This window comes from Methylosinus sp. R-45379 (assembly GCF_001644125.1).
Lineage (GTDB): Bacteria > Pseudomonadota > Alphaproteobacteria > Rhizobiales > Beijerinckiaceae > Methylosinus.
On sequence record NZ_LUUM01000270.1, the window covers coordinates 1 to 19,501 of the forward strand.

General features: G+C 65.4%; 28 protein-coding genes. 9 read left to right on the plus strand and 19 right to left on the minus strand.

The features are described from left to right. Positions 1-738: OmpA family protein (locus A1351_RS16565; RefSeq protein WP_157096352.1), on the plus strand; the 738-nt coding region annotated here is incomplete at its 5' end. A gap of 191 nt (positions 739-929) precedes the next feature. Continuing rightward, positions 930-1,847: a GNAT family N-acetyltransferase gene (locus A1351_RS16570; protein ID WP_024880695.1), complete on the plus strand. Its 918-nt coding sequence runs from the start codon at positions 930-932 to the stop codon at positions 1,845-1,847. 66 nt (positions 1,848-1,913) lie between these two features. Here A1351_RS16570 and A1351_RS26245 read toward each other — a convergent pair whose 3' ends face one another. Beyond that, entirely contained in the window at positions 1,914-2,378 is a 465-nt protein-coding gene (locus tag A1351_RS26245) for a class III extradiol ring-cleavage dioxygenase (RefSeq protein ID WP_371441503.1), read from the minus strand. Beyond that, positions 2,281-2,703, minus strand: coding sequence for a class III extradiol ring-cleavage dioxygenase (locus A1351_RS26250; RefSeq protein ID WP_371441502.1), 423 nt, complete (start codon positions 2,701-2,703; stop codon positions 2,281-2,283). Before A1351_RS26250 ends, A1351_RS26245 begins: the two co-directional genes overlap by 98 nt. A gap of 125 nt (positions 2,704-2,828) precedes the next feature. Here A1351_RS26250 and A1351_RS16580 point away from each other — a divergent pair, with 125 nt between their 5' ends. The 6 genes from A1351_RS16580 to lpdA all read left to right on the plus strand — a co-directional run bounded on the left by A1351_RS16580 (position 2,829) and on the right by lpdA (position 7,662). Further along, a complete protein-coding gene (locus A1351_RS16580) occupies positions 2,829-3,026 on the plus strand; it encodes a hypothetical protein (RefSeq protein ID WP_024880697.1) in 198 nt (65 codons plus the stop codon). A gap of 253 nt (positions 3,027-3,279) precedes the next feature. Beyond that, positions 3,280-4,035 (plus strand): esterase family protein, encoded by a 756-nt coding sequence (locus A1351_RS16585; protein ID WP_064033516.1) that lies wholly within the window; start codon positions 3,280-3,282, stop codon positions 4,033-4,035. A gap of 186 nt (positions 4,036-4,221) precedes the next feature. After that, complete coding sequence (rpmI, locus tag A1351_RS16590; RefSeq protein WP_018264712.1) at positions 4,222-4,422, plus strand: 50S ribosomal protein L35; 201 nt, start codon at positions 4,222-4,224, stop codon at positions 4,420-4,422. A 46-nt stretch (positions 4,423-4,468) separates the two neighbouring features. Beyond that, entirely contained in the window at positions 4,469-4,834 is a 366-nt protein-coding gene (rplT, locus tag A1351_RS16595; protein ID WP_018264711.1) for a 50S ribosomal protein L20, read from the plus strand. A 39-nt stretch (positions 4,835-4,873) separates the two neighbouring features. Beyond that, on the plus strand, positions 4,874-6,121 hold the full coding sequence (locus A1351_RS16600; protein WP_064033517.1) for a hypothetical protein: 1,248 nt from the start codon (positions 4,874-4,876) through the stop codon (positions 6,119-6,121). Between the two features lie 101 nt (positions 6,122-6,222). Further along, positions 6,223-7,662 carry a dihydrolipoyl dehydrogenase gene (lpdA, locus tag A1351_RS16605; RefSeq protein WP_064033544.1) on the plus strand — a complete coding sequence of 480 codons (1,440 nt, stop codon included), beginning with the start codon at positions 6,223-6,225 and terminating at the stop codon, positions 7,660-7,662. Between the two features lie 67 nt (positions 7,663-7,729). On the opposite strand, the gene A1351_RS16610 is transcribed toward lpdA, so the two are convergent. The 17 genes from A1351_RS16610 to A1351_RS16690 form a co-directional block, all read right to left on the minus strand. Continuing rightward, positions 7,730-8,110: a PRC-barrel domain-containing protein gene (locus A1351_RS16610; protein WP_024880701.1), complete on the minus strand. Its 381-nt coding sequence runs from the start codon at positions 8,108-8,110 to the stop codon at positions 7,730-7,732. Positions 8,111-8,182: 72 nt separating this feature from the next. After that, positions 8,183-9,535 carry an anion transporter gene (locus A1351_RS16615; protein ID WP_134188150.1) on the minus strand — a complete coding sequence of 451 codons (1,353 nt, stop codon included), beginning with the start codon at positions 9,533-9,535 and terminating at the stop codon, positions 8,183-8,185. Positions 9,536-9,549: 14 nt separating this feature from the next. After that, positions 9,550-10,761 (minus strand): MFS transporter, encoded by a 1,212-nt coding sequence (locus A1351_RS16620; RefSeq protein WP_024880703.1) that lies wholly within the window; start codon positions 10,759-10,761, stop codon positions 9,550-9,552. Beyond that, on the minus strand, positions 10,754-11,221 hold the full coding sequence (locus A1351_RS16625; protein WP_024880704.1) for a carboxymuconolactone decarboxylase family protein: 468 nt from the start codon (positions 11,219-11,221) through the stop codon (positions 10,754-10,756). Before A1351_RS16625 ends, A1351_RS16620 begins: the two co-directional genes overlap by 8 nt. A gap of 180 nt (positions 11,222-11,401) precedes the next feature. Beyond that, positions 11,402-11,965 carry a methyltransferase domain-containing protein gene (locus A1351_RS16630; RefSeq protein ID WP_064033518.1) on the minus strand — a complete coding sequence of 188 codons (564 nt, stop codon included), beginning with the start codon at positions 11,963-11,965 and terminating at the stop codon, positions 11,402-11,404. Further along, a complete protein-coding gene (locus A1351_RS16635) occupies positions 11,962-12,267 on the minus strand; it encodes a class I SAM-dependent methyltransferase (RefSeq protein WP_064033519.1) in 306 nt (101 codons plus the stop codon). The genes A1351_RS16630 and A1351_RS16635 overlap by 4 nt, the downstream gene beginning before the upstream one ends. 85 nt (positions 12,268-12,352) lie before the next feature. Then, on the minus strand, positions 12,353-13,318 hold the full coding sequence (coaA, locus tag A1351_RS16640; protein ID WP_024880706.1) for a type I pantothenate kinase: 966 nt from the start codon (positions 13,316-13,318) through the stop codon (positions 12,353-12,355). Beyond that, positions 13,315-13,641, minus strand: coding sequence for a phosphoribosyl-ATP diphosphatase (locus A1351_RS16645; protein ID WP_024880707.1), 327 nt, complete (start codon positions 13,639-13,641; stop codon positions 13,315-13,317). The genes coaA and A1351_RS16645 overlap by 4 nt, the downstream gene beginning before the upstream one ends. Continuing rightward, positions 13,638-14,411, minus strand: a complete 774-nt coding sequence (gene hisF / locus A1351_RS16650) for an imidazole glycerol phosphate synthase subunit HisF (RefSeq protein WP_064033520.1) — start codon at positions 14,409-14,411, stop codon at positions 13,638-13,640. The genes A1351_RS16645 and hisF overlap by 4 nt, the downstream gene beginning before the upstream one ends. Then, positions 14,411-14,698 carry a hypothetical protein gene (locus A1351_RS16655; protein ID WP_064033521.1) on the minus strand — a complete coding sequence of 96 codons (288 nt, stop codon included), beginning with the start codon at positions 14,696-14,698 and terminating at the stop codon, positions 14,411-14,413. The genes hisF and A1351_RS16655 overlap by 1 nt, the downstream gene beginning before the upstream one ends. Beyond that, positions 14,695-15,009, minus strand: coding sequence for a hypothetical protein (locus A1351_RS16660; protein WP_064033522.1), 315 nt, complete (start codon positions 15,007-15,009; stop codon positions 14,695-14,697). Before A1351_RS16660 ends, A1351_RS16655 begins: the two co-directional genes overlap by 4 nt. 62 nt (positions 15,010-15,071) lie before the next feature. Then, positions 15,072-15,821, minus strand: a complete 750-nt coding sequence (gene hisA / locus A1351_RS16665; RefSeq protein WP_157096353.1) for a 1-(5-phosphoribosyl)-5-[(5-phosphoribosylamino)methylideneamino]imidazole-4-carboxamide isomerase — start codon at positions 15,819-15,821, stop codon at positions 15,072-15,074. After that, positions 15,809-16,456 carry an imidazole glycerol phosphate synthase subunit HisH gene (gene hisH, locus A1351_RS16670; RefSeq protein WP_064033523.1) on the minus strand — a complete coding sequence of 216 codons (648 nt, stop codon included), beginning with the start codon at positions 16,454-16,456 and terminating at the stop codon, positions 15,809-15,811. The genes hisA and hisH overlap by 13 nt, the downstream gene beginning before the upstream one ends. Then, positions 16,453-16,926: a DUF2628 domain-containing protein gene (locus A1351_RS16675; RefSeq protein ID WP_064033524.1), complete on the minus strand. Its 474-nt coding sequence runs from the start codon at positions 16,924-16,926 to the stop codon at positions 16,453-16,455. The genes hisH and A1351_RS16675 overlap by 4 nt, the downstream gene beginning before the upstream one ends. Positions 16,927-16,941: 15 nt before the next feature. Beyond that, positions 16,942-17,535, minus strand: coding sequence for an imidazoleglycerol-phosphate dehydratase HisB (gene hisB / locus A1351_RS16680; protein WP_064033525.1), 594 nt, complete (start codon positions 17,533-17,535; stop codon positions 16,942-16,944). A gap of 123 nt (positions 17,536-17,658) precedes the next feature. Then, the gene (locus A1351_RS16685; protein ID WP_024880715.1) at positions 17,659-18,102 is read right to left on the minus strand and encodes a very short patch repair endonuclease; all 444 of its coding nucleotides are present in this window, start codon (positions 18,100-18,102) and stop codon (positions 17,659-17,661) included. Next, entirely contained in the window at positions 18,099-19,253 is a 1,155-nt protein-coding gene (locus A1351_RS16690) for a DNA cytosine methyltransferase (protein WP_026599124.1), read from the minus strand. The genes A1351_RS16685 and A1351_RS16690 overlap by 4 nt, the downstream gene beginning before the upstream one ends. On the opposite strand from A1351_RS16690, the gene A1351_RS25465 reads away from it, so the two are divergent. Continuing rightward, positions 19,188-19,460 carry a hypothetical protein gene (locus A1351_RS25465; protein ID WP_198022804.1) on the plus strand — a complete coding sequence of 91 codons (273 nt, stop codon included), beginning with the start codon at positions 19,188-19,190 and terminating at the stop codon, positions 19,458-19,460. The genes A1351_RS16690 and A1351_RS25465 overlap by 66 nt on opposite strands. Positions 19,461-19,501 lie beyond the last annotated feature (41 nt).

Consider the following 19,501-nt stretch of genomic DNA (forward strand, 5'->3'; position numbering starts at 1 on the left):
CGTCGCGGCGAGGAATATGTGAGCGTCTACGCCCGCCGCGACGGCGGCGAGGTGCTCACCTACACCGACGCCAATGGCGTGCTGCTGCGTCGCTTGCGCCGCTTCCCCGACGGCCGAGAGATCATTCTCATCGACAATGGCTTCCGCGGTCCGCCGCGCGGCTTTGCGGAGGAGGTGGTGGTGCTGCCGCCGCCGCCGATCGAGATCGCTCCGGACGCTTATGTCGTCGATTACGGCGCCGCGGATGAGCGTCTGATCTATGAGACGCTGACGGCGCCGCCGCTCGCGCCCATGCAGCGCCGCTACACTCTGGACGAGATTCGCTACAGCCCGTCCGTGCGCGCCTATACGCGCAGCGTCGATATCGACACGATCAATTTCGACACGGGCTCCTGGGCGATCACGCCGGATCAGGCGCAACGTCTCGTAACGGTCGCAGAGGCGCTCAACGAAGCGATCAAGCGCAATCCCGCCGAAGTGTTCCTCATCGAAGGCCACACGGATGCGGTGGGCTCGGACGTCGACAATCTGTCGCTCTCCGATCGGCGCGCGCAGTCGGTGGCGACGATATTGTCGCGCGACTTCGGCGTGCCGCCGGAAAATCTGACGACGCAAGGCTATGGCGAGCAATATCTCAAAGTGCAGACTCAAGGTCCCTCGCGCGAGAATCGCCGCGTGACCGTGCGTCGAATAACGCCGCTGCTGAGCGGCCCACAGGCCGAGACGCATCGGCGCTGAGGAAAGACAAACGAGACGGCGCGCATCTTCGCGCGCCGTCTCCATGAGCTATTTGCGCACGATGCGAGCCTGAAGGCTCGCGATCCGAACGCCGCAGGTCGTCACAAAAGCTTCGCCCGCCCGTGATCTAACGCTTCGATCGCAAGCGCTCGAAAAGCGCGAGCGCGACACGAGCGGAGACGATACGCGACATGTGGGCGATCCACGCCGACGCCGGCCGCAAGATCATCGCAGGCGCCTTTCCCCTGCTGAAGCCGCAAAATCTCCTGAAGCCGAAAAAGAAAAAGCATGGCGGGCTCGAAGGCCCGCTCGCGCTGCTCGGCTCGCTCGAGGTGCGGCTCGCCTGCAGCAAGAAGGAAATCCGCAAGGCGCAGCGGCTGCGCTTCAAGGTTTTTTTCCGCAAGGGCGGCGCAATTCCCGACGCCAAGGCCGCGATCACGCGGCGCGACGCCGATCGCTTCGACAAATTCTGCGATCATCTCATCGTAATCGATCATGCGGCGCGCAATCGCTTCGGCAAGATCAAGCCCAAGGTCGTCGGCGCCTATCGCCTGCTACGCCGCGATGTCGCGGAGAAGAAGGGCGGATTCTATTCGGCCGGAGAATATGACATTGCCCCGCTGCTCGCCCGTCACGATGGAACGCGCTTTCTCGAGCTCGGCCGCTCCTGCGTGCTCGAGCAATATCGCGGCAAGCGCACGATCGAGCTTTTGTGGCGCGGCATACTCGCTTATGTCCGGCATCATCGCATCGATGCAATGATCGGCTGCGCGAGTCTCGAGGGCGCCAATCCGCTCGCCCATGCGGCGGCGCTGAGCTTCCTCGCGCATCATGCGCGCGCCGACGAAGATTGGCGCGTGAGCGCACGGCGCGAAATGCATGTGCCGATGGAGATGCTGGCGAAAGAGGCCGTCGATCCGCGCAAGGCGATGAGCGCGCTGCCGCCGCTGATAAAGGGCTATCTGCGCTGCGGCGCCAAATTCGGCGACGGCGCCGTGGTCGATCGCAAGTTCAACACGACGGATGTGTTCGTCGTCTTGCGCGTCGCCGAAATCGATGCGCGCTATCTCGATTATTTCGGCCCCGCGGAAGCGCGCGACGCGGCCTGAGCGGTCGAGTTTCTTTGGTCACTCCCGACGCGCGCATCGCGCGCGATCGGGAGGCGGTCCACGCGCTCAGCCGAAGGCGAAGCCGGAGATCGCCTTGCCCACGGCCGCATCGTGAAAGACGCGGCGTCCCACATCCGCTCCAGCCGCGCCGGCGACCACCATCAACGGCAGAAGATGCTCCTCGCGCGGATGGCAAGCGCGCGCGAACGGCGCCTCGCTCCACTGCGCGAGCAGCGCATTGCGTTCCTCGGGGTTCGGCTTCGTCGCGGCCTCTGTCAGCCAGGCGTCGAAACCGGCGGCGGCCTTCGCCTCGCCGTCGAAGAATGTGCGCAGATTATGGAAACTATTGCCGCTGCCGAGAATGAGAACGCCGTCATCGCGCAGAGGCGCGAGCGCCGCGCCGACGCCGATGTGAAAGGCGGGATCGAGATCGTCACGCAAAGACAGAGTGAGAATCGGAATCGTCGCGCCGGGCTCGACGATCAGCATGGGCACGAAGACGCCGTGATCGAAGCCGCGCGCGGCGTTCAGCGCCGTCTCGACGCCGGTCGCAGCCAGCAGCGCGCGCCTGCTCGGCCAGTTCCGGCGCGCCGGGGGCGGGATAGGTCAGGCGATAGGTGTGCTCGGGGAAGCCGTAATAATCGAAGATCATGCCGGGCGCTTTCGGCGCGCCCAGAGTGACCCGCTTCTCCTCCCAATGCGCCGAGACGATGAGAATGGCGCGCGGACGCTCCGGCAGAGAGGCGAGCAGGCCGCTGAGATAGGCCTTCAGCCCGTCGAAGGCGCGGCCCATGAGGTCATCGAGCCAGAAGCAGGGGCCGCCGCCGTGAGAGATGAAAATAGCCGGCTGCCGCATCGAAGCCTCCGCTGCATATGGCCTGCAGATAGGCCGAGCGTGGCGCGGCCGCAATGCGGCGCGCCCTTTTCCCCGCCGCGCGCGCTTTTATATGAGCGCACCGAGGATTTCTGGAGGACGAAGCGATGGACTCCCAAATCACCGGATTGAAAGTGGCGGCGGTTATTTTCGGCCTTATGGCACTCGGACAGGCGGGGCGGCTGGCGACGCAGCCGGATATTCAGGTCGGCGGCGCCTCCATGCCGCTATGGCCGAGCGCGGTGGCGCTGATCGTGCTGCTCGGCTTGTGCCTGTGGCTGTGGCGGCTGGCGAAGCCGCAGTGAAGGCGCGGATTCGGACGAAGGCCGGGTCGCGTCGCAACTTAGCAATACGAGGTCATCGCCCGGCGGCCTCGGCGGCCCACGCCTACGCCTTGGTGGCGAGACATGTCTCCATCGCCCGCGACGCATAGGCGCCGCGGCGGGTGGCCCGGCCATCACGACGGTCGCGCCAGAAGCACATTGCCGCCGGGATTCGGCTATTGACGGCGTCGGATATTCGAATCGACGATGCCGCCGATACGAAGTTGGACAAGAAATGAAAGAAACGCAGCACTTTTTAACGAGCGTCCATCTCGCGAACGAGCGCGCGATATGGGTGCGAGAGCCGGGGAATAAGGCCTCGAACGTGACGGTGTTTTTGGATGCGGAGCTCTACCGGGACCGTGTAGGGGCGACCTCGATCATCGACGCCCTCGAGTCCCAGGGCGACATCGATAGCTCACTTTTCGTCTTTGTCTCTGTGGAGAGCGCCGCATCCCGGTGGGTGGAATGCCCCTGCTATTCTCCTTTCGCTCGCTTCATCGAAGAAGAGCTGTTCCCATGGCTGGAGAGAGCCTATCCGAGCGCGCTCGAAGCCCAGGAGCGCGTGATCGCCGGTCTCAGCTATACTGGTCTGACCGCGGCTTATGTCTCTATGACGTGCCCGTCCCGTTTCACCAAGGTGATCGCCCAGTCAGGCTCGTTCTGGTCGAACGACTGCTGGATTATCGACTGCTTCGAGACGCTGGATCGCAAGCCGAAAACAGAATTCTACCTGGATGTCGGCCTTAGAGAAACGCAGGAAAACGTTCTGCACAAAGAGGATGTTTTTCAGGCGGTCTCCCAGATCGAAGGGGTGAAGAGATTTCGAGACGCATTGCTGCGACACGGCTACCAACCTCATTATGTCGAATTCGATGGAGGTCACGATTTCGCAGCCTGGAGCCTTACGCTGCCGGATGCGCTGCGATGGGCGCTGCCTCCTTCGAGGAACGAGGCCGGCCCCGCGAATGCCGCAGCGCCGCATCGCTGACCGCCGCGCCGAAGGGTTTTGGCGGCTTTGTCGCACGGGCTTGCCAACCTCCTGTCTTTCCGCTTATAAGCCGCGCTTCCGAACCGCCCGGCCAGTGATGGGCTGCCGTGGCGGTTCTTTTCGCTCGCGCGAATAAAGCGCCGGGAAACCGGCGCGCAGAACAGGGCCTCGGCCCAGGAGAGCAAAATGCCCAAGCTGAAGACCAAATCGGGCGCCAAAAAGCGCTTCAAGATCACCGGCACCGGCAAGGTGGTCTATGCCCAGAAGGGCAAGCGCCACGGCATGATCAAGCGCACCAACAAGCAGATCCGAAATCTGCGCGGGACGTCCGTCCTGTTCAAGACGGACGGCGACAACGTCAAGAAGTATTTCCTGCCTAACGGCTGAGCTTCTCCCCTTCCCCCGATTTCGGATTTCCTGAAAGGATCATGTCATGGCTCGCGTCAAACGCGGCGTCACCTCGCACGCCAAGCACAAAAAGACCCTGGATGCCGCCAAAGGCTTCTACGGCCGTCGCAAGAACACCATCCGCGCCGCCAAGGCCGCGGTCGACCGCTCGATGCAATATGCGACGCGCGACCGCAAGGCCAAGAAGCGCGTCTTCCGCGCCCTGTGGATTCAGCGCCTCAACGCCGCCGTGCGTGAGCTGGGCCTGACCTACAGCCGCTTCATCGACGGCCTCGCCAAGGCTGGCGTCACCGTGGACCGCAAGGTTCTGTCCGAGCTCGCCATCACCCAGCCGGAGGCCTTCAAGGCCATCGTCGAGAAGGCCAAGGCCGCGCTGCCGCAGACCGCCTGATCCATCGGCGCCGACGCTTCGACGCGGGAATCCTTTCGGATGAAATGGTATTCCTGCCTGAATGCGTCGGCTCTCGACCGCTACGCCGAGCATTTGCGCGTCGCCGTCCGCACGGCGATCGACATAGCGGGGCTCGAGCCGCATCTCGTCTTCGACGGCGAGGCGGACCGGCTCCGCGCCAGCCTCGGCCATGACGCGCCCGTCCAGATCCACAGCCGGCGCTCCGGCCTCATCGAGGCCATAGAGGCGACGCCGGAGACGCCGGACTGGAGCCGCTCCATCGCCGCCGGCGCCTTTCTGCGGCTCGAAATTCCCCTCATCGAGACGAAGGACGAATTCGTCCTCTACACCGATTGCGACGTGCTGTTCGCCCGGCGGGTCGAGCTTTCGCCGCTGCGGCCGCGCTATTTCGCCGCCGCGCCCCAGCACGAGCCGCATGAGTGGTCGCAATTCTGCTCGGGCGTGCTGCTCCTCAACGTCCCGGCCATGCGCGCCGAATATGAGCCGCTGATGCGGAGCGCGCGCGCCGCGCTCGGCCTGCCGCATCATTACGATCAAGAGGCGCTCAACGCGCATTTCGCCGGGCGCTGGGATCATCTGCCGCTCGCCATGCATTGGAAGCCCTATTGGGGCGTCGCATGGGGCGCTTCCATCGTGCATTTCCATGGCCCCAAGGCCGAGGATGCGCGCCGCCTCGCGGCCGCGCCGGCGGGGACCGATCTGCTCTCGCAGCTCTACGCCCGCGATCCGCGGGGCTATGCGCATTTTCTGCGCTTCTACGACATCGCCGCCGAGGCCGATCGGCGCGGCGCGCGCATCGGCGCGGCGGAGCTGGCGCCGCTGCGGCTGGAGGCGGCGGCGATATCGGGCGACCGCGCCTTGCGCCGCGCCCTCGCCTTTTTGCGCGAGCTGCGCCCGCTGACCCCGCGCGAGGCTGCGCCTTCGCCCATTTTGCCGCCGGAGGCGAGCTTCGCGCAAATCGCGACGCTCGAGAATTTCGACGAGCGCGCCTATCTCTACGCCAATCCCGATGTCGCCGATAAGGTGCGCAGCGGCCGCATTCTCTCCGGCCGAGCGCATTTCGCGCGCTATGGCCGCTACGAGGGGCGCGTGCAGATGATCCCGCGCGACCGGCCCGCCACGCCGGAGGATTTCGACGCCGAGGCCTATGTCGCGCGCAATCCCGACGTCGCCTTTCTGATCGCGCGCGGCCGCTATCCTTCCGCCCGCGCGCATTTCGAGCGGCGCGGGCGCGCGGAACTGCGCCGGCAGCTGACGCGGCCCTGACGCCCCGCGCCTATGGCGCCCGGCGCTCGCATCGGCCACATATGAGAGCGCAGCGGCTCGAAGGGAATCATTCGAGCGGCGCCGGCGGTCGCGAGGGTTCCATGGCCAATTCTTATGATCTCATCGTCATCGGCGGCGGGCCGGGCGGCTATGTCGCCGCCATCCGCGCCGCGCAGCTCGGGCTGAAGACGGCCATTGTCGAGCGCGAGCATTTGGGCGGCATTTGCCTCAATTGGGGCTGCATTCCCACCAAGGCCCTGCTGCGCTCGGCCGATGTCTTTCGTCTCGCAAAACATGCGAAGGATTTCGGCCTGCGCATAGAGGGCGAGGTCTCCTTCGACGCCGAAGCGCTGGTGAAGCGCTCGCGCGCTGTCGCCGGGCGGCTCAACGCCGGCGTCGAGTTCCTGTGCAAGAAGAACAAGATCGATGTGATCTGGGGCGAGGCCGCGCTCACCGCGCCGGGCGAGATTCGCGTCGCCGCGCCCAAGGGTTTCGGCGCGCGGCCGCAACTCCCCAAGCCGAAGAACATCCTCGGCGAAGGCGTCTATTCGGCCAAGCACATCATCGTCGCGACCGGGGCGCGGCCGCGCGCTCTGCCGGGCCTCGAGCCGGACGGCGAGCGCGTCTGGACCTATTTCGAGGCGCTGCTGCCGCCTTCCATGCCGAAATCACTACTCGTCGTCGGCGGCGGCGCGATCGGCGTCGAATTCGCGTCCTTCTACTCGACCTTCGGGGCGCAGGTGACTCTGGTGGAGGCGCTGCCGCAAATCCTGCCGGCGGAAGACGCCGAGATCGCCGCGCTGGCGCGCAAATCCTTCGAGAAGCAAGGGATAAAAATCATCACCAGCGCCAAGCTCGCGAAGCTCGACAAGAGCGACAATGGCGTCGTCGCGACGATCGCGACCGAGAGCGGCGAGCAGAGCATAGAGGCCGAGCGCGTCATCTCCGCCGTCGGCGTCGTTCCCAATAGCGAGGGGCTGGGGCTGGAGGCTCTGGGCGTGAATACCGATCGCGGCGTCATTCTCACCGACGGCCTCGGCCGCACCAATGTCTCAGGTATTTATGCGATCGGCGATGTCGCCGGCCCGCCAATGCTCGCCCATAAGGCGGAGCATGAGGGTGTCGTCTGCGTCGAGGCGATCGCCGGCCTGTCGCCGCATCCGATCGAGCGCACGCGCATTCCCGCCTGCACCTATTGCCATCCGCAGATCGCCTCGGTCGGCCTCACGGAAGCGGCGGCGAAAGCGGCGGGACATGAGCTGAAGATCGGGCGCTTTCCCTATATCGCCAATGGCAAGGCCATCGCCATGGGCGAGACGGAGGGCCTGGTGAAGACCGTTTTCGACGCGAAGAGCGGACGCCTGCTCGGCGCGCATCTCCTCGGCGCCGAGGTGACGGAGCTGATTCAAGGCTTCGTGATCGCGATGAATCTGGAGACGACCGAGGCGGAGCTGATGGAGACCATCTTCCCGCATCCGACGCTCTCCGAGACCATGCATGAGAGCGCGCTCGACGCCTTCGGGCGGGCGATTCATATTTGACGGAGGACGCCGAGCGAGCCTGACGGCTCGCGGCGTTTAGCCCGCTAGCCGTCAGGCTCGCATCAAATCAATGGCGCCCCTCCAGCGCCGCGCCTTCCCAATAGGGCGCTGCGCCGTAATGCTGGTGGATGCGCGTCTCCCAGTCGCGATCGGTCCAGCTCGCCTCGCTATATTCCGGCGCCTTTTCGAGCATCTGCTCCGTCACAGAAGTCGTATAACGACGCCTGTCCTGGTCGTAGCAGAGCGCCTTCCACGGCACGGCGTGATGGCCCTTGCGCAGGCACATGAAGCCACAGAAATCGACGATGGCGTAGCGCGCCTGGCCGGTGATGGGATCGATCATCAGATGATCGATCTCGCCGATTTCCTTGCCGCTCTGATCGAAGATTTTCGCGCCGACGATATGCTCGCTCGAGATCATTTGGAGTTCAGGGATAGCGGTCGCCATTTCGACCTCCCACGTGAGCCCCCGGCCCTCGGATGAATGGAAACGCCCGGCGCGGCGAAAAGTTGCCGAAGGTCACAGGCGCCATGCGCCGAAGGCGATGGTGATCAGCGTGAGCGGCGCGCCCACTTTGAAATAGGCCCAGAAGCCGATGGAGACGCCCGCGGCGCGGGCGCGCTCGGCGACGATGAGATTGGCGACGGAGCCGATGAGCGTCAGATTTCCGGCCAGCGTCGAGGCCATGGCGACGACGAGCCAGGCGCGCTGCGGATCGGCCGCGCCGGCGATGAAGGGCTTCAACGCCAGCACCGCCGGCACATTGCTGACGACATTGGAGAGCACCGCGGAAACCGCCGACAGAACGCCCGCATCGGACAGATCGAAATTGCCGATGGAGGCGACGGCCTGCGGCGTCAGCACCGTCGTCTCGAGCCCTTCGACGACGATGAACAGGCCGACGAACATCAAGAGAAGCGGCCAATCGATCTCGCGATAGACCTTCTCCGCCTTCACATGGCGGGTGACGAGCAGCAGCGCGCCGCCGACGATGGCCACTTTCGCGACCGGCTGGCCGGCGAAGAAAAGCGCCATCATGGCGAGCGTCACCAGCACCGATTTGACGACGAGAAAGCCGCGCGCCCGCGCCGGCGCCGGCGCCGCCTCGGGCAGTCTCTCGCGTGTGAGAAACTCGCCGCGGTAGAACAGCGCCACCAGCACGAAAGTGGCGAGAAGGCCAAAGGCGGCGACCGGCCAAAGCGCCGCGGCGAAGGCGCCATAGGGAATATGCGACAGGCCGCCGATAATCATGTTCTGCGGATTGCCGGTGATCGTCGCCACGCTGCCGACATTGGAGGCCATGGGCACGGCGAGCAGATAGGGCAGAGGATCGCGCTTCAGGCGTCTGGTCAGCTCGAGGGTGAGCGGCGTCATCACGAGGCAGATGGCGTCATTGACGAGAAAGGCGGAAAAAGCGCCCGTCACCAGCACGATTGCGGCGAGCAGAGCGAGCGGCGTCTTCGCACGCGCGACGACGAAATTGCTCGCCAGCCGAAAAAAGCCGGAGAGACGCAAATTGGCGACGACGATCATCATGCCGAGCAGAAGAGTGATCGTATCGAAATCAATGGCGCGATAGGCCGCGTCCAGCGGCAGCACGCCGAGCCCGACCATAAGGCTGGCGCCGAGCAGCGCCGCGCCGGCGCGATCGAGCCGCAAGCCCGGCGCCTCGCCGAGCGCGATGACGACATAGGTCCCGGCGAAGACGATGATGGCGATAGCGTGCGTCCAGGCCGGCGACGCGCCGCCCGCGAGCAGCGCCGGAAGCGAGGCGAGAAGCGTCGCGCCGGCCCCAGCTGCGAGCGCGCCGACGAAGACGAGCGCGACCGCCAGCAGCGCCGCGACAAAGGGCGAGCGTTCTTTTTCAGCCATTCGGACTCACGCGTTCAAGCGGCGGATCGCTCTGGCTTAGCGCTTTCCGGCATGCCGAGCCAGAGCAGCAGAAAAGCGAGCGCCGCGACGGCGGAGAGAAACAGAAAAGCGGCATTGAAACCGGCGGTGTCGACGAGCGCGCCGGCGACGACATTGCTGAGCGCGGCGCCCGCGCCCCAGCAGGCGCCGGAGGCGCCGAGCGCGAGGCTGTAATGGCCCGTCCCCTCGGTGAGATCGTCGATCACGATGAAGAACAGAGCGCCGAAGAGGCCCGCGCCGACGCCATCGAGCAATTGGATGGAGACGAGATAGAGCGGATCGTCGAACAGCGTGTAGAGCAGCCCACGAATCGGCAGCACGGCGAAGCCGGCGAGCAGCAGCGGCTTGCGGCCCCAGCGATCGGCCTTGGCGCCGACGAGGGCCGCCATGGGGATCATGACCGCCTGCGCGGCGATGACGCAGGCGGCCATGAACAGCGAGCCGGTCTGATCGCGCCCCTCGCTCAGCCTTTCGCCAACCAGCGGCAGCATTGCGGCATTGGCGAAGTGAAATAGCGTGATCGCTGCGGTGAAGATCAGCAGAGGACGCGATTCGAAGATCACGCGCAGCCCGCTCGGGCGCTCGCCATCGGCGGGATCGTCGTCGCCATCCGAAAGACCGCGCGCGGCGCGATGGTCGATCTCGCGCGCGTCGATCATCACCAGCGCGAGCGCGCTGGCGCAGGCGAGCAGCACGACGAGCCACAGCACGGCGACCGGCGCGATCAGCCAACCGGCGAGCCCCGCCGCGATCGCCGTCACCACATTGCCGGCATGGTTGAAGGCCTCATTGCGGCCGATGCGCTCGGCGAAAAGCGCGCGGCCGACGACGCCGAGGCTGATCGCCGCTATGGCCGGCGGAAACACCGCGTCGCAGGCGCCGATGATGGTCTGCGCCGCCGCCGCGGGCCAGAAAAACGGAAAAAGACCGAGCGCCGCAGAGCCCGCCGCGACGAGCAGCGCGCCCGCGGCGATGAGCCCGCGCTTGCCGCGCGTCCAATCGACGAGCGCGCCGGCGGGAGCGCGCGCGGCCACTGTCGCCGCGCCGGCAATGGTCATGATGACGCCGATATGGGTGGCGTCCCAATGCTGGCTCGACCACAGATAAATGGCCAGAAACGGCCCGACGCCGCTCTGCACATCGGCGAGCAGAAAGCTCACCCAGTCGAGCCCTCTCTCGCTACGCATGGCTCGCGGCGCGCTTCACCGCTCCGGGCGTCGCGCGAAAGGAGATGGCGATGCGATTATAGGCGTTCATCAGGCCGATCGCGATCGTCAGATCGGCGAGCTCCTTCTCGGAAAACTGCGTCGAGACCGCGGCGAACTCCTCATCGGGAACGCCGGTCTCGGCGACGCGCGTCACCGTCTCCGCCCAGGCGAGAGCGGCGCGCTCGCGCTCGCTGAACAGCGCCTCCGCCTCGCGCCACACGGAGACCAGCGCGAGCTTCTCCACGGTGAAGCCTTCACTGATGAGCGCGCGCGTGTGCAGATCGAGGCAATAGGCGCAGCCGTTGATCTGCGACACGCGCAAATAGGCGAGTTCGATGAGCGCTTTGCCGAGTCCGCTGGCGGCGACATAGGAATGCGCGACGCCGAGCGCTTTCATACCTTCGGGCGCGGCGTGAGCGTAATCGAGACGGCTGGTCATTCTCTCTCTCCTGCTGGGACGTCGGGAAGCGTCAGAAATGTCTCGCTCGAATCATCGACGAATATAGTGAGCAAACGCGCCCGCTCTGTGTCGCCGGCGCTCTCGCTCACCGGATGGAGCGCGCCCGGCGGCTCGAACCAACTCTGCCCGGCGCGGAAAAGTTCCTGCGCCGATGCGCGGTCACGGCGCAGTCGCGACGCAAACGAAACTCGACGACGCACGCGGCACGAAGTCGAGCTCACGCGGTTTTTCGGCGCGAATTCTCGCGACGATCGCCCTCACGAATTCGATTTCGGCGTCGCCGATCGCGGCGCCGGCCAACGCCTCCCTTACCCAGTCGCGGCCCATTTCCTCTTCGAGAAAATCAATGTCGTAGGTCTCGATCGGATCGAGACGCACGCGATCATTCGACCATATGCGAATATTCTCGAGCCCCGCCCGCGCCAGCCGGGTCGGCAGACGCAGACCGATATCCTGGTCGCCTCTGCGGATTTTGACAAATTCAATGACCCTGACCCAGACGCCATAGAAGGCGGCGCGTTCAGAGGGCGTCAGAAAATGCGTCAATTCGAGCGTCTGCGCCCAATTCAAATGATTGACCGGCTCGACGCAGACGATCGTTCCGCCGCGCTTCGCCACGCGACGCATTTCCGCGACGATTTTTTCCGGCGCGAGGCTGTGCATCAGCAAAGTCTGCGCGGTGACGATGTCGAAAGAGCCGCCGGGCAGGCCGGTGTCGCTCACATCCGCCTCGACAGCGCGATAGGCGATAGGCGATAGGCGATATGCGGCGCGCGCTCAGCATATTTTTTTGCGGAGCGCTCGCACCATTCGCGCTCCCGATCGACGCCCGTCACTTCCCGCAGATCGACGAAGGCGTCGAGAAGGCCGAGGCTCCAATGCCCTTCGCCGACGCCGAAATCGGCGAGGCTCGTCACGATCTCGTCGCCTATGGCGCGCGACTTCAGCAGGCGGAGAAAATCGCGGCTCCACCAATCGAAGCGCTCGTCGTGAATGTAATCCGCCGAATGCGGCGCCTCCGACATGATCGCTCCTCCGCAATGACATGAGGCCCGCGCCAATCGAAGCGGCGCGGCTCTGCAATGAATTGGACGCGCCGTCGCGGCTCGCTCACAGCTTGCGCAGCGCGACTTCCTCTATGCGATGGTCCGCGCCTTTGGTCAGCACCAGGCTGGCGCGCGGACGCGTCGGCGAAATGTTGCGGCGCAGATTTTCGAGATTGATGCGCGTCCAAATGTCCTTGGCGACGCGCATCGTCTCCGCATCGTCGAGATCGGCGTATTTCTTGAAATAGGAGAGCGGATCGCGGAAGGCCGTCTCGCGCAGGCGCTGGAAGCGCTCCACATACCATTGCTCGAGCACATTCTCCTCGGCGTGCAGATAGACCGAGAAGTCGAAGAAATCCGAGACGAAGGGAATCTCGCGCCCATCGCCGCGCGGACGGCTGGCGAGCAATACGTTCACGCCTTCTACGATGAGAATATCCGGCCGATCGACATAGAAGAACTCGTCCGGCACCACATCATAGATGAGATGCGAATAGACCGGCGCTGCGACATTGCGTTGGCCGGCCTTCACATCGGAGAGAAAGCGCAGCAGCGCGCGATTGTCGTAGCTCTCGGGAAAGCCCTTCTTGTCCATCAGCCCGTCGCGCTCGAGCACGGCGTTGGGATAGAGAAAGCCGTCGGTGGTGACGAGCTCGACCTTCGGCGTGTTGGGCCAGCGCGACAGCAGCGCCTTGAGAATGCGCGCCGTCGTGGATTTGCCCACGGCGACCGAGCCCGCGACGCCGATTATATAGGGCATCTTGCCGTCCTCGGCGCCCAGAAACCGCTGCGTCGCCTTGAACAGCCCTTGCGTCGCCGCGACATAGAGCGCGAGCAGGCGCGAGAGCGGCAGATAAATCTCGATGACCTCTTCCAGCGAGATCGGATCGTCGAGCGATTTGAGCCGCGTCAAATCGTCGATCGTGAGCGTGAGCGGCGTGTCGGCGCGCAGGCTCGCCCATTCGGCGCGGGTGAAGCGCCGATAGGGCGACAGCGCGACGCCGGCTCCCAGATAAGCCTCGGCGTTCATTTCCGCTCTCCGCGCGACGCTTTTTCCGCATGGCCGGATTGGACGGTGCGCGTCTCCAGCTCAGCGAGAACTTCCGCGAGCGAGACGCCGCCCGCCTCCAGCAGCACGAGCAGATGATAGAGCGTGTCGGCCGCCTCGCTCGTCAGATTCTTGCGGTCGCCCTCCATGGCGGCGATGACGGTCTCCACCGCCTCCTCGCCGAATTTCTTGGCGATGCGGGGCGTTCCGGCCTCGAACAAGCTCTTGGTGTAGGATTGCGCGGCGTCTGCGCCCCGCTTCGATGCGATGATCTTCGCGAGATCGGCGAGGGTGAAATCGCTCATGAGGACTCCAGGCCGTCGAGACGCATCGGAATGCCCGCTTTCGCCATATATCGCTTCGCCTGCGGGATGGTGAACTCGCCGAAGTGGAAAATAGACGCCGCGAGAACGGCGGAAGCATGGCCTTCGCGCACGCCTTCGACGAGATGATCCAGCGTTCCGACTCCGCCCGAGGCGATGACCGGCACATCGACCGCATCCGCAACGGCGCGCGTCAGCTCTATGTCGAAGCCGATTTTCGCGCCGTCGCGGTCCATGGAGGTGAGCAATATTTCCCCCGCGCCGAGGCTCGTGACCTCCTTGGCGTATTCGACCGCGTCTATGCCCGTCGGGCGGCGGCCGCCGTGGGTGAAGATTTCCCAGTGATCACCGACGCGCTTGGCGTCTATGGCGACGACGATGCATTGCGAGCCGAATTTTTCCGCCGCCTCGCGCACGAATTGCCGATCGGCGACGGCGGCGGAATTGATCGAGGCCTTGTCGGCGCCGGCGAGCAGGAGATTGCGAATATCGTCCTCATTGCGCACGCCGCCGCCGACGGTGAGCGGCATGAAGCAGGCCTCCGCCGTGCGACGCACCACATCGAGCATGATGCCGCGATTCTCGTGGCTCGCGGTGATGTCGAGAAAGCAGAGCTCGTCGGCGCCGGCGGCGTCATAGGCGATGGCGCATTCGACCGGATCTCCGGCGTCGCGCAGATCGACGAAATTGACGCCTTTGACGACGCGGCCCTCTTTCACGTCGAGGCAGGGGATAACGCGGGATTTGAGCATTATTCGGCAGCTGCAGGCGATCTGTCGCGTTTCATATATTCCCAAAAGCCGCCGAGCATTCGACCCGCGCAGTCCGACGCTGTCACGTCCGCGACAAAGAATAGACGGGACCCTGCCAATTTCAAAAATCTGTCAGAAATTTCCGACGTCGAAAGATTGCTCGTGAGAAAGCACACGTGTCCATCCATCGTATACATTTTTGCTCCCGGCCCCAACGTTTCGACGAAATCCTGCAAAGCGAGATCGTCGCCGCTTCCATCATCGAAGACGAGCAAGTGTCTCTTCATTGGTCTCCTCCATCGGTGAAGCCGCTAGGATGCAGTTCGACTCTCGGAATATCCCGGTTAGGATCGACAATTTCGGCGTTGGCTCCTTTTTCATAGATTATCAGCTCGTGCTGTCGAAGCACGAACTCCTCGGATTGCAAACGATCCGGGCTTTTCAGCATAAAGAAGAAATGCGTGACGACAAACACGACGCTGGGAACGAGCGCGAAGACGACAAACACATACTTCAAAATCGGATCGGTCTGGAACTGATAGGCCGCCGTCAGGAAGGCGAGCGTGCCGACGATCATGAACCACAAGATATGGTTCATGACGTTTCTCACTCGCACGACTCCGACCCGAGAGGTCAAGCTGGAGAAGACGTCTTCCGGCCTCATGCCGCCTCCGTCGCCGCCCGGATCAGCGCCAGCGCTTCCGCCGGATCGAGCCGTCCGTCATAGAGCGCGCGGCCGGTGATCGCGCCCGCGAGCTTCTTGCAGTCGGGCTGCAGCAGCCGCTCTATGTCGGCAAGCGAGGCGAGGCCGCCCGAGGCGATGACCGGAATGCTCAGCGCGTCAGCGAGCGCCAGCGTCGCCTCTATGTTGAGCCCCTTCAGCACGCCGTCGCGCGAAATATCAGTGTAGACGATGGCGGCGACGCCGGCGTCCTCGAAGCTGCGGCCCAAATCCTGCGCCGAGACATGGGTGCGGCGCGCCCAGCCCTCGACGGCGACAAAGCCGTCCTTGGCGTCTATGCCGACCGCTATGCGGCCCGGATAGAGACGCGCCGCCTCGCGCACCAGCGCCGGATCGCGCACCGCGGCCGTGCCGATGATGACGCGCGAAATCCCCTTGTCGAGCCAGCGCGAGATGGTGCGCATCTCGCGAATGCCGCCGCCGAGCTGAACCGGAATCTTTATGTTGGCGAGTATGCCCTCCACGGCGAGGGCGTTCATCGGCGCGCCGGCGAAGGCGCCGTCGAGATCGACGACATGCAGATATTCGAAGCCTTGGGCGACGAAGGCCTGCGCCTGCGCGGTCGGATCGTCGTTGAACACTGTCGCCGAGGACATCTCGCCTTCGACGAGGCGCACGCATTGACCCTCTTTGAGATCGATCGCAGGAAACAGGATCACGGACGCCACCTCAGAAAATTCGCGATGAGAGCGAGGCCGAGCCTCTGGCTCTTCTCGGGATGGAATTGCGTGCCGACGAGATTGTCGCGCGCCACCGCCGCAGTCAGCGGAGCGCCGTAATCGGTCGTCGCCACGATATGGCCGGGCGAAGCGGGCAGGAATTGGTAGGAGTGCACGAAATAGGCGTGCAGCCCGTCCTTTCCGGTGGGGATGCCGGAAAAGAGCGCATGCGGGCGCGTCAGCTCCAGCGTGTTCCAGCCCATATGGGGGATTTTCAGACTCTTGTCCGCGGGCTCGATGACCGCGACATCGCCGGCGATCCAGCCGAGGCCGGCCGCCTCGCCATGCTCGAGGCCGCGCGTCGCCATCAGCTGCATGCCGACGCATATGCCGAGGAACGGCCGGCCGCGCTCGATCACCGCCTCGCGCAGCGCCTCGTCCAGCCCGGCGAGCGCCGAAAGGCCGCTGCGGCAATCGCGAAAGGCGCCGACGCCCGGCAGGCAGATGCGCTCCGCACGGCGCACCACTTCGGGATCATTGGTGACGGTGATCTGCGCCCCCTCGCCTTCCCGCGCGGCGCGCTCGAAGGCCTTGGCGGCGGAGTGAAGATTGCCCGATCCGTAATCGATGATCGCCGTGGTCACGCGCGCGGCTCCTCGAACAGGCCGCCGATGACGGAGCGCATCGCCGCCCGGCCGCCGCGCGGCGCCTTCGCTGTCGTCGGGAGGACGCCGGAGGGGCGCCAATTGGCGAAAAACACGTCCTCGGCCTCATCGATCCTAGCCGCGACCATTACGGCGCTCTCCGTGTAACCCTTGCGCTCGAGCGACCAGGCGACGAGCCGCGGCCCCTCGAGGCCGAGCAGCAGGCCGAGCGCAAGCTGCAAGACCGAGGCCGCCGCGGGATTGATCCCAAGAGCCGCGCCGCCGCCGAAGATCAGCGCGAGCGCGGCTGTCCATAGGACGGCCGGCAGCCACGCACGCCGCCACAGCAGCCACAAAGGCCCGAAGAGAAAGGCCGGCGTCGAGAAGCCGTCGCGCAGAAAGACGATTCGCTCCGGCGGCGGAGCCTCGCCCGGCGCGGCCTTGGGTATAAGGACGGTGTAGACGGCCATAGGCCCGCCTCCCTTTCAGCCGGTGAGCGTGCCTTTGGTGGAGGGCACCACGCCGCCGCGGCGTGGATCGGGCGCCGTCGCCTTGCCCAAGGCGCGGGCGAAGCCCTTGAAGCAGCACTCCGCGATATGATGCGAATTGACGCCGCGCAGCGCCTCCACATGCAGGCCGATGCGCGCATTGGTGGCGAAAGCCTGGAAGAACTCGCGCACCAGCTCGGTGTCGAAATCGCCGATCTTGGCCGCCGGAAAGGCGACGTCGAAGACGAGGAAGGGCCGGCCGGAGACGTCCACCACGACGCGGGAGAGCGCCTCGTCCAGTGGCACATGGGCGTCGCCATAGCGGGCGATGCCCTTGCGGTCGCCGAGCGCCTGATCCACCGCCTTGCCGAGCGCAATGCCCACATCCTCGACCGTATGATGGCCGTCTATGTGCAGATCGCCCTTGGCCGCGACGGTGAGGTCGAGCGGCGCGTGGCGCGCGATCTGGTCGAGCATATGGTCGAAAAAGCCGATCCCGGTCGAAATGTCGGATGTGCCCTCGCCGTCGAGATCGACGGCGACGGCGATACGGGTCTCTTTCGTGTCGCGCTCGTATTTGGCGCTGCGCATGGCTCGACTGGCTCGCGGTGAATCTCGAGGGGCTGGAACGGAATATAGACCGCTCCCTGCGCGGCTTGTAGCAATTCGACGGGCGCATGGCCAGAAGCGTGGGCGATCGGCGTGAACCACCCTCTACTGCGGCCCGTCCAATTGTCCCAGCCCCCACAGCCCGGCGAGCCGGGAAACGCGCGCCGTCAGGCGGGGCGGGTCCAGCGCCTCGCACTCCCACAGGATCGCGACGCGAAACCCGAGCGCCCTCAGAGCCTTGGCCTTGCGGGCGTCGCGAGCGCGATTGGCGGCGAATTTCTCCAGCCAGAAGGCGTTGTTCTGTTTGGGGATCGTGCCGCGGCGGCAATTCTTATGGTGGTGCCAGTAGCAGCCATTGACGAAGAGCGCCCAGCGCCGGCTGCGATTGACGAAATCCGGCGCGCCGGGCAGGCCCTTGGCGTTGCGCCGGTAATGGAGCCCGGCAAGCCGCAGCGCCGCGGCGACCGCCTCCTCCGCCCCGGTGCGGGACTGCCGCACCCGCTTCATCAGCGCTGCGCGCGCCGGATCGCTGGCCGGCGGCGTCCTCATTGGGCGGCGGCGAGGCCGGGGCCGGCGCGCATCGCCTCGAGATGAGCGGCCACCGCCTCCCGAAATCCGGGCTCGAATCGCAGCTTCGCCCGCATGGTGCGGGCGAGAAACCCAGCGCTCGCGCGCTCGGACAGCGGCTTGCCCTTATGCTGCAGAAAAACATGCAGCGGCTCGCGCTCGCGCCAGACGGGAAAGGCCGAAATCTCGACGCCGAGGCGCCGCTCGCCGTCATAGCGCGCGGCGCGGGGCCAGCGGGCGCCCTCCTCCAGAACCGGGCCGTCGCGGGCCGGATCATAGCGCCCCGGCGCCTCGAGCCGGCCGCCGACCCATTCGGCCACCGGCGCGCTCACCGCATTGCCGACCAGCGACCAGCGCCAGCCGGGACGGCCCAGCGCCTCGGCCGGCGCGGTCCAGTCCGCAGGAAAACCCTGCAGCCGCTCGGCGTCACGAATATCGGGCGTCACCACCTCTCCTGAAGGCAGCAGAATCGCCGGCGGCGAGGCGATGCCGAGCGTCGAGCCGTTCTTCAATGTCGGCACGCAATCTTGCCCCCAGCCGAGGCCGCGCACGCCCTCCGTCCAATAAAAGCCATGGGCGTGCGTCGCCAGCGCCGTGGCGCGCGGGCGCGGCGTCGCCTCGTCCACGAGCAGAATATTGGCCGGATCGGCGAGGCGCGAGGCCAGAAACAGCACGCGCTCGCGCCGCTGCGGCAGAAAGGCCAGAGTGTTGACGACGCGATAGGCCCAGAGATAGCCGCGCTCCTCGAAAGCCGAGACGAGCCGCGCCATGGCGCGTCCGCGATCGAGGCTCAGCATGAAGGAGACATTCTCGAGCAACGCATGCGGCGAGCGCGTCTCGTCGAGCAGGCGGAACACATGCTCGACCAGAGAGGATTTGCGCCCGCCAATGCCCTGCGTGCGGCCGGCCTGGCTCAAATCCTGGCAAGGAAAGCCGGCCGTGACCAGTTCCGTCTCGCCCGGCAGCGCGCGCAGCGCAGCGACATCGCCCACATTGGGCGTCTGCGGAAAATGCGTCGCCAGCACCTTTGCGGCCAGCGGCCAGTTTTCGGAGAACATGAGACAATCATGTCCGGCGCGAGCGAGCCCGAGCTCGAGCCCGCCTATGCCGGCGAAGAGGCCGACGACTTTCATGGATACGGCCTCGCGGCCGAGGGCCGTCGTGCGATTCGTCTGCGCATGAGCGGAGTTGATCGCCACGGACGAAGGAGTGTCAAGCCGCGGCGCGAACGCGCATCGCCCGCCAAGACATGCTCGCATGTCGCGACGATGACGAAAGGCGCGAATTCCTTTGCCGAGAAAGCCGTCGCGCGGCTGGACTCGTCGGCCCGCTCTGCCTAGTCTCGCGACGCTTTTTTCCGCGTGTGAAACGCCCAGCCCTA

Bases quoted from the DNA above. Each gene is read 5' to 3' on its own strand.
- A1351_RS16660 (WP_064033522.1), bottom strand. From the start codon at position 15,009: ATGAACCATATCTTGTGGTTCATGATCGTCGGCACGCTCGCCTTCCTG.
- rpmI (WP_018264712.1), top strand. From the start codon at position 4,222: ATGCCCAAGCTGAAGACCAAATCGGGCGCCAAAAAGCGCTTCAAGATC.
- A1351_RS16690 (WP_026599124.1), bottom strand. From the start codon at position 19,253: ATGAAAGTCGTCGGCCTCTTCGCCGGCATAGGCGGGCTCGAGCTCGGG.
- coaA (WP_024880706.1), bottom strand. From the start codon at position 13,318: ATGAACGCCGAGGCTTATCTGGGAGCCGGCGTCGCGCTGTCGCCCTAT.
- A1351_RS16585 (WP_064033516.1), top strand. From the start codon at position 3,280: ATGAAAGAAACGCAGCACTTTTTAACGAGCGTCCATCTCGCGAACGAG.
- lpdA (WP_064033544.1), top strand. From the start codon at position 6,223: ATGGCCAATTCTTATGATCTCATCGTCATCGGCGGCGGGCCGGGCGGC.
- A1351_RS16625 (WP_024880704.1), bottom strand. From the start codon at position 11,221: ATGACCAGCCGTCTCGATTACGCTCACGCCGCGCCCGAAGGTATGAAA.
- A1351_RS16655 (WP_064033521.1), bottom strand. From the start codon at position 14,698: ATGAAGAGACACTTGCTCGTCTTCGATGATGGAAGCGGCGACGATCTC.
- hisB (WP_064033525.1), bottom strand. From the start codon at position 17,535: ATGCGCAGCGCCAAATACGAGCGCGACACGAAAGAGACCCGTATCGCC.
- A1351_RS25465 (WP_198022804.1), top strand. From the start codon at position 19,188: ATGTCCGGCGCGAGCGAGCCCGAGCTCGAGCCCGCCTATGCCGGCGAA.
- A1351_RS16685 (WP_024880715.1), bottom strand. From the start codon at position 18,102: ATGAGGACGCCGCCGGCCAGCGATCCGGCGCGCGCAGCGCTGATGAAG.
- A1351_RS16600 (WP_064033517.1), top strand. From the start codon at position 4,874: ATGAAATGGTATTCCTGCCTGAATGCGTCGGCTCTCGACCGCTACGCC.
- A1351_RS16580 (WP_024880697.1), top strand. From the start codon at position 2,829: ATGGACTCCCAAATCACCGGATTGAAAGTGGCGGCGGTTATTTTCGGC.
- A1351_RS26250 (WP_371441502.1), bottom strand. From the start codon at position 2,703: ATGCGGCAGCCGGCTATTTTCATCTCTCACGGCGGCGGCCCCTGCTTC.
- rplT (WP_018264711.1), top strand. From the start codon at position 4,469: ATGGCTCGCGTCAAACGCGGCGTCACCTCGCACGCCAAGCACAAAAAG.
- A1351_RS16635 (WP_064033519.1), bottom strand. From the start codon at position 12,267: ATGTCGGAGGCGCCGCATTCGGCGGATTACATTCACGACGAGCGCTTC.
- A1351_RS16620 (WP_024880703.1), bottom strand. From the start codon at position 10,761: ATGCGTAGCGAGAGAGGGCTCGACTGGGTGAGCTTTCTGCTCGCCGAT.
- A1351_RS16675 (WP_064033524.1), bottom strand. From the start codon at position 16,926: ATGGCCGTCTACACCGTCCTTATACCCAAGGCCGCGCCGGGCGAGGCT.
- A1351_RS16570 (WP_024880695.1), top strand. From the start codon at position 930: ATGTGGGCGATCCACGCCGACGCCGGCCGCAAGATCATCGCAGGCGCC.
- A1351_RS16615 (WP_134188150.1), bottom strand. From the start codon at position 9,535: ATGGCTGAAAAAGAACGCTCGCCCTTTGTCGCGGCGCTGCTGGCGGTC.
- hisF (WP_064033520.1), bottom strand. From the start codon at position 14,411: ATGCTCAAATCCCGCGTTATCCCCTGCCTCGACGTGAAAGAGGGCCGC.
- A1351_RS16645 (WP_024880707.1), bottom strand. From the start codon at position 13,641: ATGAGCGATTTCACCCTCGCCGATCTCGCGAAGATCATCGCATCGAAG.
- A1351_RS16610 (WP_024880701.1), bottom strand. From the start codon at position 8,110: ATGGCGACCGCTATCCCTGAACTCCAAATGATCTCGAGCGAGCATATC.